The sequence below is a fragment of the Streptococcus sp. 339 genome (genome assembly GCF_013277285.1).
GTDB classification, from domain to species: Bacteria; Bacillota; Bacilli; order Lactobacillales; family Streptococcaceae; genus Streptococcus; species Streptococcus pseudopneumoniae.
This window is the reverse complement of sequence record NZ_VMMR01000038.1, coordinates 1-11,205: the sequence shown is the minus strand read 5'-3', so window position 1 is coordinate 11,205 and position 11,205 is coordinate 1. Positions and strand designations below refer to the sequence as shown.

5 protein-coding genes and 1 pseudogene are annotated in these 11,205 nt (G+C 35.4%); all 6 read left to right on the top strand.

Translation table 11 applies throughout. From position 1 onward, the window contains the following. Positions 1–510 (top strand): annotated as a pseudogene (locus HT736_RS05450) (transposase); the annotation flags it as partial. 577 nt (positions 511–1,087) lie between these two features. Next, complete coding sequence (locus HT736_RS05445) at positions 1,088–7,642, top strand: S8 family serine peptidase (protein WP_172930813.1); 6,555 nt, start codon at positions 1,088–1,090, stop codon at positions 7,640–7,642. Positions 7,643–8,122: 480 nt separating this feature from the next. Next, the gene (locus HT736_RS05440) at positions 8,123–8,431 is read left to right on the top strand and encodes a hypothetical protein (protein WP_100104719.1); all 309 of its coding nucleotides are present in this window, start codon (positions 8,123–8,125) and stop codon (positions 8,429–8,431) included. Positions 8,432–8,734: 303 nt separating this feature from the next. Beyond that, complete coding sequence (locus HT736_RS05435) at positions 8,735–9,211, top strand: PTS sugar transporter subunit IIA (RefSeq protein WP_165852425.1); 477 nt, start codon at positions 8,735–8,737, stop codon at positions 9,209–9,211. A 37-nt stretch (positions 9,212–9,248) separates the two neighbouring features. After that, a complete protein-coding gene (locus HT736_RS05430) occupies positions 9,249–9,554 on the top strand; it encodes a PTS sugar transporter subunit IIB (protein WP_000590563.1) in 306 nt (101 codons plus the stop codon). Positions 9,555–9,601: 47 nt separating this feature from the next. Then, on the top strand, positions 9,602–11,077 hold the full coding sequence (locus HT736_RS05425) for a PTS galactitol transporter subunit IIC (protein ID WP_100104717.1): 1,476 nt from the start codon (positions 9,602–9,604) through the stop codon (positions 11,075–11,077). The last annotated feature ends 128 nt before the right edge of the window (positions 11,078–11,205 follow it).

The following is an 11,205-nucleotide window of genomic DNA, read 5'->3' as shown; positions in this document are numbered from 1 at the left end:
TGTTCTGAGCCGTCTTGGATCCCTTGCCCACAGGATGAGGACTTAACCATCTTGCCCCACTCCGCCTACTCAGAAACTCTCTATCAAGCAGGATCTTGGTCGCACAAGCGTCGTGTCTGCCAGTTCTCTGAACGAAAACGTGGTCAAGCCGAGAATTTCATCAAGGAGATGAAGGAGGGATTTTTTGGCGATAAAACGGATAGTTCAAGCTTAATCAAAAACGAAGTTCGTATGATGATGAGCTGTATCGCCTACAATCTCTATCTTTTTCTCAAACATCTAGCTGGAGGTGACTTCCAAACTTTAACAATCAAACGCTTCCGCCATCTTTTTCTTCACGTGGTAGGAAAATGTGTTCGAACAGGACGCAAGCAGCTCCTCAAATTGTCTAGTCTCTATGCCTATTCCGAATTGTTTTCAGCACTTTATTCTAGGATTAGAAAAGTCAACCTAAATCTTCCTGTTCCTTATGAACCACCTAGAAGAAAAGCGTCGTTAATGATGCATTAAAGAACAGTCGAGATGAAAAAATCGTGTGACGCACCAAGGGAGGAGTCTGCCCTTTTGAGGAAATCTAGCGAGGAAAAACGATACTGGAACAGCAGAAAGTAAAACTGGCCTCATGAGGAGGAAGAAAGTGGCTCATGAGGTCAGGGGTTTTGTAAGTTACATCTAGTTGAGAGAGGTATGAATGATTTGGGGTTAAGTCTTATTCTTAGCGGTTATTTATATTGTTTAATAGCGCTGATATTTCATCAATGATGTTTGACTTTGTGATTTTGGTAGTGGTTCAATTTGATTGCTACTATTTTTGATGGTGTGAATGTTCTGATAATGTACCCCAGCTAACTACGAAAGTTTTTGACTCTATATTTTTAATGTGTATTAAAAAATAAATTAACACATATTAATTTTTCTTGACTTAAATTTAAAAAATGATATACTATTTTTATGGAGAGCTAACAATTATATATAAATGTACTACTCTATTTCCTAGATAATACTTAGTAAAACTTTTTATAACAAAGGCTAGCAAAGTTAAAGTTTTCTATCTATTGGAAGTTAAATAAATATGTAAGGAATTAAAATGAAAAAAAGTACAGTATTGTCATTAACCACAGCTGCAGTTATTTTAGCAGCCTATGCCCCTAATGAGGTAGTCTTAGCAGATATATCTAGCTCTGAAGATGCTTTAAATATCTCTGATAAAGAAAAAGTAGTAGTAGATAAGGAAACAGAAAATAAAGAGAAACATGAAGAGATTCATCATGCTATAGAAGCTTCAAAGGATACTGAAGAAAAGAAAACAACAATTATTGAGGAAAAAGAAGTTGTTAGTAAAAATCCTGTGATAGACAATAGCACTAGCAATGAAGAAGCAACAAGCAAAGAAGAAAATTCCAATCAATCCCAAGGAGATAAAGCGGACTCGTCTGCAAGTAAAGACTCAGAAAGTCCCAAAAAAGAGGATAGACTTGTCTATATTGCTGAATTTAAAGATGAAGAGTCTAGAGAAAAAGCAATCAAGGGACTATCCAGTCTTAAAAATACAAAAGTTTTATATACTTATGATAGAATTTTTAACGGTAGTGCCATAGAAACAACTCCAGATAACTTGGACAAAATTAAACACATAGAAGGTATCTCATCGGTTGAAAGGGCACAAAAAGTCCAACCCATGATGAATCATGCCAGAAAGGAAATTGGAGTTGAGGAAGCTATTGATTACCTAAAGGCCATTAATGCTCAATTTGGAAGAAATTTTGATGGCAGAGGTATGGTCATTTCAAATATCGATACGGGGACAGATTATAGGCATAAGGCTATGAGAATCGATGATGATGCCAAAGCCTCAATGAGATTTAAAAAAGAAGACTTAAAAGGCACTGATAAAAATTATTGGTTGAGTGATAAAATTCCTCATGCTTTTAATTATTATAATGGTGGTAAAATTACCGTAGAAAGAGCTGATGATGGAAGTGATTATTTTGATCCCCATGGGATGCATATTGCAGGGATTCTTGCTGGAAATGATACTGAAAAAGACATCAAGAACTTTAATGGCATAGATGGAATTGCACCTAATGCACAGATCTTCTCTTATAAAATGTACTCTGACGCAGGATCTGGGTTCGCAGGGGATGAAACAATGTTTCATGCTATTGAAGATTCCATCAAACACAACGTTGATGTTGTTTCGGTATCATCTGGTTTTACAGGAACAGGTCTTGTAGGTGAGAAATATTGGCAAGCTATTAGAGCATTAAGAAAAGCAGGCATTCCAATGGTTGTCGCTACGGGTAACTATGCGACTTCTGCTTCAAGTTCTTCTTGGGATTTAGTGGCAAATAATCATCTGAAAATGACCGATACTGGAAATGTAACGCGAACAGCAGCACATGAAGATGCGATAGCGGTTGCATCTGCTAAAAATCAAACAGTTGAGTTTGATAAAGTTAACATAGGTGGAGAAAGTTTTAAATACAGAAATATAGGGGCCTTTTTCGATAAGAATAAAATCACAACAAATGAAGATGGTTCAAAAGCTCCTAGTAAATTGAAATTTGTATATATAGGCAAGGGCCAAGACCAAGATTTGATAGGTTTGGATCTTAAGGGCAAAATTGCAGTAATGGATAGAATTTATACAAAGGATTTAAAAAATGCTTTTAAAAAAGCTACGGATAAGGGCGCACGCGCCATTATGGTTGTAAATACTGTCAATTACTACAATAGAGATAATTGGACAGAGCTTCCAGCTATGGGATATGAAGCGGATGAAGGTACTAAAAGTCAAGTGTTTTCAATTTCAGGAGATGATGGTGTAAAGCTATGGAACATGATTAATCCTGATAAAAAAACTGAAGTCAAAAGAAATAATAAAGAAGATTTTAAAGATAAATTGGAGCAATACTATCCAATTGATATGGAAAGTTTTAATTCCAACAAACCGAATGTAGGTGACGAAAAAGAGATTGACTTTAAGTTTGCACCTGACACAGACAAAGAACTCTATAAAGAAGATATCATCGTTCCAGCAGGATCCACATCTTGGGGGCCAAGAATAGATTTACTTTTAAAACCCGATGTTTCAGCACCTGGTAAAAATATTAAATCCACGCTTAATGTCATTAATGGTAAATCAACTTATGGCTATATGTCAGGAACCAGTATGGCAACTCCAATCGTAGCAGCTTCTACTGTTTTGATTAGACCGAAGTTAAAGGAAATGCTTGAAAGACCTGTATTGAGAAATCTTGAGGGAGATGACAAAATAGACCTTACAAGTCTTACAAAAATTGCTCTACAAAATACTGCGCGACCGATGATGGACGCAACGTCTTGGAAAGAAAAAAGCCAATACTTTGCATCACCTAGACAACAGGGAGCAGGCCTAATTAATGTGGCCAATGCTTTGAGAAATGAAGTTGTAGCGACTTTCAAAAACAAGGATTCTAAAGGTTTGGTAAACTCTTATGGTTCTATTTCTCTTAAAGAAATAAAAGGAGAAGAAAAATATTTTACAATTAAGCTTCACAATACATCAAACAGACCTTTGACCTTTAAAGTTTCAGCATCAGCGATAACTACAGATTCTCTAACTGATAGATTAAAGCTGGATGAAACATACAAAGATGAAAAATCTCCAGATGGTAAGCAAATTGTTCCAGAAATCCATCCAGAAAAAATCAAAGGAGCAAATATCACATTTGAGCATGATACTTTCACTATAGGCGCAAATTCTAGCTTTGATTTGAATGCGGTTATAAATGTTGGAGAGGCTAAAGACAAAAATAAATTTGTAGAATCATTTATTCATTTTGAGTCAGTGGAAGAAATGGAAGCTCTAAACTCTAACGGGAAGAAAATAAACTTCCAACCTTCTTTGTCGATGCCTCTAATGGGATTTGCTGGGAATTGGAACCACGAACCAATCCTTGATAAATGGGCCTGGGAAGAGGGTTCAAAATCAAAAACAATGGAAGGTTATGATGATGATGGTAAACCAAAAATTCCAGGAACCTTAAATAAGGGAATTGGTGGAGAACATGGTATAGATAAATTTAATCCAGCAGCTGTTATTCAAAACAGAAAAGATAAAAATATTACATCACTAGACCAAGACCCAGACCTATTTGCCTTTAACAACCAAGGTATTCATGCAGAATCCACTAGTGGATCTAATGTTGCTAACATTTATCCTTTAGATTCAAATGGAAATCCTCAAGATGCTCAACTTGAAAGAGGATTAACCCCTTCTCCACTTGTATTAAGAAGTGCAGAAGAAGGATTGATTTCAATAGTAAATACAAATAAAGAGGGAGAAAATCAAAGAGACTTAAAAGTCATTTCGAGAGAACACTTTATTAGAGGAATTTTAAATTCTAAAAGCAATGATGCAAAGGGAATCAAATCATCTAAACTAAAAGTTTGGGGTGATTTGAAGTGGGATGGACTCATCTATAACCCTAGAGGTAGAGAAGAAAATGAACCAGAAAGTAAGGATAACCAAGATCCAGCTACTAGGATAAGAGGACAATTTGAATCAATAGCTGAGGGTCAATACTTCTACAAATTCAAATATAGATTAACCAAGGATTATCCATGGCAAGTTTCTTATATACCAGTAAAAATTGATAATACAGCTCCAAAAATTATTTCAATTGATTTTTCTAATCCAGATAAAATTAAATTGATCGCAAAAGATACCTACCACAAGGTAAAGGATGAGTACAAACACGAAACCTTGTTTGCTAGAGACCAAAAAGAACATCCTGAGAAATTTGAAGAAGTAGCCAACGAAGTATGGTACGCAGGTGCAGCTCTTGTCGATAAGTATGGAGATGTTGAGAAAAGTCTTGATGTAACTTACGCCGGAGAGGGTGAGGGAAGAAATAGGAAGCTTGATAAAGATGGAAATACTATCTACGAAATTAGCGGAGCAGGAGATTTAAGAGGAAAAATCATCGAAGTAATCGCCCTAGATGGTGCAAGCAACTTCACCAAAATCCATAGAATTAAATTTGATGACCAAGCTGATGAAAAAGGAATGATTTCTTATTACCTAGTAGATCCTGACAAAGATGCTTCTAAATATGAAAAACTAGGTGAAATTTCTGAAGATAAACTTAAAAATGCCCAAAGTCCAGAAGCTTCAAATAACGTAGAAGAAAAGAAAGAGACTGTTGAAGAAAAACCTATAGAGGGACCTTCAACTCTAGAGTTAGACAAAGAAATCTCTACTGTAAGAAACTTTGAAAATAAAGACCTAAAGAAACTCATTAAAAAGAAATATAGGGAAGAATATGACTTTGTAACTGGTGGAAAAAGAACAGTAGAGATTGATTATCAATATGACGATGAAGGAAATATAACTGCCTATGAAGATAAGAGTGCTCTAGAATATGAAACTGAGAAACTTGATGATGTTAAATCAAAACTTGGTGGAGTATTAAGCCCATCAAAGGATGGACATTTTGAAATTCTTGGAAAAGTAAGTAATGTATCCAAAAATGCTAAGGCTTACTATGGCAATGACTTCAAATTAATAGAAATTAAGGCAAGTAAATACGACCCACAAACTAAAACTCTAACCTTTGACTTATTTGCAAACACAAATGATGTAGTCGATGGTCTATCCTTTACGGGTGATATGAATATCCTTGTAAAAGATAAGGGTGAAACAAAAGCTAAAACTAAAATTAGAATGCCTGAAAAAAATAAGGAAACTAAAACAGAATATCCCTATGCATCAAGTTATGGGAATGTAATCGAATTAGGAGAAGGAGATCTTTCAAAGAACAAACCAAACAATTTAACTGAAATGGAATCTGGTAAAATCTATTCTGATTCAGAAAAACAACAATATCTGTTAAAGGATAACATCATTCTAAGAAAAGGCTATGCACTAAAAGTGACTACCTATAATCCTGGAAAAACGGATATGTTAGCAGGGAATGGAGTTTATAGCAAGGAAGATATAGCAAAAATACAAAAGACCAATCCTAATCTAAGAGTCCTTTCAGAAACAACAATTTATGCTGATAGTAGAAATGTTAAAGATGGAAGAAGCACTCAATCAGTATTAATGTCGGCTTTGGACGGCTTTAACATTGTAAGATATCAAGTGTTTACCTTTAACATGAATGATAAAGGGGAAGCAATCGATAAAGATGGAAATCTTGTGACAGATTCCTCTAAACTTGTATTATTTGGTAAAGATAATAAAGAGTATCATGGGGAGGAATATTCTAATGTAGAAGCTATAAAAGAAGATGGCTCCATGTTATTTATTGATACCAAACCAGTAAACCTTTCAATGGATAAGAACTACTTTAATCCATCTAAATCTAATAAAATTTATGTACGAAATCCAGAATTTTATTTAAGAGGTAAGATTTCTGATAAGGGTGGTTTTAACTGGGAATTGAGAGTTAATGAATCGGTTGTAGATAATTATTTAATCTACGGAGATTTACACATTGATAACACTAGAGATTTTAACGTTAAGCTTAATGTTAAAGACGGTGACATCATGGACTGGGGAATGAAAGACTATAAAGCAAACGGATTTCCAGATAAGGTAACAGATATGGATGGAAATGTTTATCTTCAAACTGGCTATAGCGATTTGAATGCGAAAGCAGTTGGAGTCCACTATCAGTTTTTATATGATAATGTTAAACCCGAAGTAAACATTGATCCTAAGGGAAATACTAGTATCGAATATGCTGATGGAAAATCTGTAGTCTTTAACATCAATGATAAAAGAAATAATGGATTCGATGGTGAGATTCAAGAACAACATATTTATGTAAATGGAAAAGAATATACATCATTTGATGATATTAAACAACTAACAGATAAGACACTAAATATTAAGATTCTTGTAAAAGATTTCGCAAGAAATACAACCGTAAAAGAATTTATTTTAAATAAAGATACGGGAGAAATGAGCGAATTAAAACCTCATAGGGTGACTGTGACCATTCAAAATGGAAAAGAAATGAGTTCTCAGATAGTGCCGGAAGAAGATTTTATTTTACCTGTCTATAAGGGTGAATTAGAAAAAGGCTATCAATTTGATGGTTGGGAAATTGCTGGTTTCGAAGGTAAAAAAGACGCTGGCTATGTTATTAATCTATCAAAAGATACCCTTATAAAACCTGTATTCAAGAAAATAGAGGAGAAAAAGGAGGAGGAAAATAAACCTACTTTTGATGTATCCAAAAAGAAAGATAAGGTGCAAGCAAATCATAATCAATTAGATGAAAGTCACAGAAAAGAGGATTTACAAAGAGAAGATCATTCACACAAATTTGATTCAACTAAAGATGTCAAAACTACAGTTCCTGTACAAGTAAATTATAGTCAATTAGATGAAAGTCAAAGATCTGATTCAACTAAGGATGTTACAGCTCCAGTTCCTGATAAAAATGATAAAAACTTTGAAAATGAGAAGGAAGTTTATCTTAATGAACCAGAGAACATAGCTAATAAAGATACCAATATTGATAGTAAATCAACTACTAACAATGATAGGTTGCCAAAAACCGGAACAGTTAGCGAAGTCTTCACGTCATTGGTTGCCGGAATAATGTTTACCTTAGGTGCATTTCTTGGATTAAAGAAAAAAGATTAAGATTAAGACAAAAGCTATAGATGAAAAAATGGTTTATGTACTGAGATGGTGTGATGATGAAACAGTTTTGTGAAAATAGCTATTTATAACTCAATTATTTAGTTTACTTTACTATTGATACTCTTTTTGGATTTATTAATAGACTTAGTTTAGATAACTAATGAATTGATTGAAAGGGTTAGTATTGACAAATATTGATTAGCAAATAGAGTCTTTCAAAATTTAAAGGCTAATAGAGGTGATGAGACAATTTCAAGGAATTAAGTAGCGTTTGGTTGCTTAATTCCTTTTCATTTGGGAGGTAGTTTTTCACGGCTTCCTTATTTTATCGCCATTATTTAACCACTTAGACTGATATAGAGACCAGATAGGCAAAAGAACTTGTTCTTGAAACTGACCTCTACTATAATGATTTTTGTAAGGGACGTGAGGCTTCACTATCAGAGAACTCAAGTTCATAAAAAAATTGGAGATAAACAAATGAAAAAATTATTGGGAATTGTCTTTTTATTAGCAGCAGTGACAGTATTGTATTTTGGTTCTGTTGGCTGGCCAAGTTTGAATGTCAGCCTATGGTCTTTGATTCCGGTGGGTCTGTTCCTCTTTTTCACTCTAGAGAATCTTTTGAAAAAAGACTACAAGGCTAGTCTGATGTGTTTGATTATTGCCTTTATCATCGCAAATGCAATTTTGGATCTGTTGCCAATTTCAAGTGGCTTGGTGATTGGAGCAGGCGTCCTAGCTTGTGTAGGGATTGGCTATCTATTTCCTGATAAAGAAGGAAAATAATACTCTTCGAAAATCTCTTCAAACCACGTCAACGTCGGCTTGTCGTAGATATGGTTACTGACTTGGTCAGTNNAAAACGGTGTTTTGAGCAGTCTGTGCCTAGCTTTCTAGTTTGCTCTTTGATTTTCATTGAGTATTAGAACAGAAAAATACTTGGAATATTTGTTTGTTTATTTTTATATAACAAACTATAAACACAACAAAAGCATAAAAAAAGACAAAAATCAACATAAAACTATTGACAACGATTACATATAGTGTTATACTTATAGCATAAAGTTAATGGAAAGAAGGGAAAACCTTATGGGATTAGATCATTTCTTTGGTAAAAACCTTGTGTTTTGCTTAGAAGCGGATAATCAAGAACATCTCTTTGATCAGGTTGCTACTTTATTGGAGGAACGAGAAATCGTGACTCCAACTTATCGTGAAGCCTTGATCACGCGTGAAAAGTCATTTCCAACTGGCTTAGATATGGAATTTTTGGGTAAGGATTTGCCGAATGTGGCTATTCCTCATACAGATATTGTTCATAATCTAGCTGAGAAAGTGGTGGTTGTTCGATTAGAAAAACCAGTAACTTTTCACAATATGATAGCTCCTGATAAGGAAGTAGAAGTATCCTTGCTCTTCTTTATCATCAATAACTCAAGTTCAAGTCAAACAAATATTCTGGCTCAGTTGATGGACTTTTTCACAGGAAATGGACATCTTGAAGACCTATCAAAAATTTCCGAACCAGAAAAACTTTATGCTTACATTGCTGAAGCAACCGCTTAATCTTGTCTATTAAAAAATAAAATCGGAGGAAATCTAAATGATTAAAATTCTTGCTGCCTGCGGTGCAGGTGTTAACTCAAGTCACCAAATTAAAAGTGCTCTAGAAGAAGAACTTTCAAACCGTGGTTATGATGTTCACTGTGATGCAGTCATGGTGAAAGATGTAAACGAAGACCTTATGAAAGGTTACGATATCTTTACACCAATCGCTGCAACAGACCTTGGTTTTGAACCAGGTATCCCAGTTATCGAAGCTGGACCAATCTTATTCCGTATCCCAGCAATGAGCGCTCCAGTATTTGACAATATTGAAGCAGCTATTAAAGAACACGGATTAAGCTAATTCTAATTTGTTAACATTCATATAACATAAAAAAGGGAGGAACTGTTATGGATGCAATCTTTGACCTAATCGGAAAGGTTTTCAATCCCATCTTAGAAATGGGTGGACCTGTCATCATGTTAATCATTTTGACAGTATTGGCTTTACTTTTTGGAGTGAAATTCTCCAAAGCGCTTGAAGGTGGTATCAAACTTGCCATCGCTCTTACAGGTATCGGTGCTATCATCGGTATGCTAAATGGTGCTTTCTCAGCATCACTTGCAAAATTCGTTGAAAACACTGGTATCCAATTGAGTATTACCGACGTTGGTTGGGCACCACTTGCAACAATCACTTGGGGTTCTGCTTGGACACTTTACTTCTTGCTCATCATGTTGATTGTCAACGTAGTGATGCTTGCTATGAAGAAAACCGATACACTTGATGTCGATATCTTTGATATCTGGCACTTGTCTATCACAGGTCTCTTGATTAAATGGTATGCTGATAACAATGGTGTGAGTCAAGGGGTTTCGCTCTTTATTGCTACAGCAGCTATCGTCCTTGTTGGTGTGTTGAAAATTATCAACTCTGACTTGATGAAACCTACATTTGATGACCTTCTTAACGCTCCAAGTTCATCACCAATGACATCAACTCACATGAACTACATGATGAACCCAGTTATCATGGTTTTGGATAAGATTTTTGAAAAATTCTTCCCAGGCCTTGATAAATATGACTTTGATGCTGCTAAATTGAACAAGAAAATCGGTTTCTGGGGATCTAAATTCTTCATCGGTTTCATCCTTGGTATCGTTATCGGTATTATGGGAACTCCACATCCAATTGCAGGTGTTGCAGATGCAGATAAATGGCGTCTTGTTATCAAAGGATGGTTGTCTCTTGGTTTGACTGCCGGTGTATCTTTGGAACTCTTCTCACTTATCGGTTCATGGTTCATCGCAGCCGTAGAACCACTATCACAAGGTATTACAAACGTTGCTACTAAACGTCTTCAAGGACGTAAATTCAATATCGGTCTTGACTGGCCATTCATCGCTGGTCGTGCTGAAATCTGGGCTTGTGCCAACGTACTTGCTCCAATCATGTTGATTGAAGCTGTTCTTCTTTCAAAAGTCGGAAATGGTATCTTGCCACTTGCAGGTATCATCGCTATGGGTGTTACTCCAGCTCTCTTAGTTGTAACTCGTGGTAAATTGCTCCGTATGATTATCTTCGGAACACTCTTGTTGCCACTCTTCCTTCTTTCAGGTACACTTATTGCACCATTTGCAACAGAACTTGCTAAAGGTGTAGGTGCCTTCCCAGCAGGTGTGAGCCAAACTCAATTGATCACTCACTCAACTCTTGAAGGACCAATCGAAAAACTTCTTGGTTGGACAATTGGTAACACTACAACTGGTGATATCAAAGCAATTCTTGGTGCAGTAGTCTTCCTTGTATTCTATATCGGTATCTTTGCTTGGTACAGAAAACAAATGATCAAACGTAACGAAGAGTACGCAGCAAAAGCAAAATAATGCGCTCCTATAAAATGTAAATTGTTGAAACTAGGTTGTCATACTGTTTAGGAGTGACAGCCTAGGTTTTTTATAAACTATCAAGAAATCGGAGAAAATAATGGTAATTGAATTATACTCAATGAAAA

Coding starts and splice junctions, on each gene's coding strand:
- HT736_RS05440 (WP_100104719.1), top strand. CDS start 8,123: ATGAAAAAATTATTGGGAATTGTCTTTTTATTAGCAGCAGTGACAGTA.
- HT736_RS05430 (WP_000590563.1), top strand. CDS start 9,249: ATGATTAAAATTCTTGCTGCCTGCGGTGCAGGTGTTAACTCAAGTCAC.
- HT736_RS05425 (WP_100104717.1), top strand. CDS start 9,602: ATGGATGCAATCTTTGACCTAATCGGAAAGGTTTTCAATCCCATCTTA.
- HT736_RS05435 (WP_165852425.1), top strand. CDS start 8,735: ATGGGATTAGATCATTTCTTTGGTAAAAACCTTGTGTTTTGCTTAGAA.
- HT736_RS05445 (WP_172930813.1), top strand. CDS start 1,088: ATGAAAAAAAGTACAGTATTGTCATTAACCACAGCTGCAGTTATTTTA.